The sequence below is a fragment of the Shewanella septentrionalis genome, assembly GCF_025370265.1.
Lineage (GTDB): Bacteria > Pseudomonadota > Gammaproteobacteria > Enterobacterales > Shewanellaceae > Shewanella > Shewanella hafniensis.
In genome coordinates, this window is sequence record NZ_JAMTCC010000112.1 from 1 (window position 1) to 1,224 (window position 1,224).

Here is a 1,224-nt window from a genome sequence, read left to right on the forward strand (position 1 = left end):
TGTTGGGGCCCGTTATTATGACTTGGTGGTGCAGGTTGGTGATAATCTGATAAGGTATGAGAAGAAGGCGTGGAAGCTCGACAACATTGACAAACTATTGCCCAAATCCATTAAGTCTAAATTTGCAGCGGACGATGATTTTGCCGAGGACACCGGGCAGTTATTTAAAGATCTGGTGCAGCTAAAGGCAGATGTGGGACTATGCTGCACCCGTTGGTCTTTTGACGCCCGGGCGGCAGACTACCCGGGTGGTGCCGACGCAATACGGGATAAAATTGTCATGTTGGCTGAGAAAAATAAACAGGCTTTGAAGGCTGGAATGGGGCTGGATTTGGAGTTAGAGGCCGATGATGAAATTTTTAAAGATTTTATTAAACAACTTAAAAATACCGACTTTGTTGAAATTAGTGCAAAGGTTGAATAAGAAGGAGTGGTCGTGAGCTTATATTTTATCCCATTACCGTCATGGTCCCATAGTAATCATGTGGATCAAGCGCGAGTTTGGTTCCGGCTGGATCACTTTGGTTGGTTGCAGGGTAAGGTATATAAGTATTGCCTGTTTCAGACTGGGTACTACGCGTCGTCTTGGGATGACAGTCATATCGAATGTTATTTCACCGCGTCATCTGTAGAGCTTGAAAAAGGCGAGTTATTCGATAGCTGCTACCGTGCACTGCCCGATGGTAGTGTAACCGAGGTTGATACCTTTGTTGGTCAATATGGTAAGGAGCTTCGATGGATGAATTTTGGCTCTCTGACCTTTAAAAAGGATTGCACCGATTATAGTAATGAAAAGCTTCTCTGGTCATACCAAAATGAGCCAGATACTTGGCAACCATTAGAGTTTGGTTATTCCTATTTGCACAAGGGCCAGTTGTACTGGAGCGTCAGTGGGGAAATCGTCTCCCGTGATGAAAATCTCAATGAACGCTGGCGATACCGTTATGATGATCTTCGTGCCGACCTGGTAAATAATCGTCGCTGTTTCTTCGGCGATGATTGGCTGTTCCATGTGCAAAACAGCGAAGGCTATAAACACTGCGATATCTATCTTATTTCACTGGAGGATGGTCAGCGGCAAAAGCAGTTTACCATCGACCATGAGTTACTGTCGGCCCATTACCTTAATGGCAAGCTCTACCTGGGCTCAGATACCCTATACCATGTACTGAACGTTCACAGCGGCGAGATAGAGCTGACCCTGCCTAATCCCTTTGGCAAAAA

The 1,224-nt window shown here is 45.4% G+C and carries 2 protein-coding genes; both read left to right on the forward strand.

Features of this window, described 5'->3' with window-relative positions; translation table 11 throughout:
• On the forward strand, positions 1 to 424 hold a 424-nt coding region (locus tag NE536_RS22765; RefSeq protein WP_261274118.1), incomplete at its 5' end, for a hypothetical protein.
• Between the two features lie 12 nt (positions 425 to 436).
• On the forward strand, positions 437 to 1,224 hold a 788-nt coding region (locus NE536_RS22770), incomplete at its 3' end, for a hypothetical protein (protein WP_261274119.1).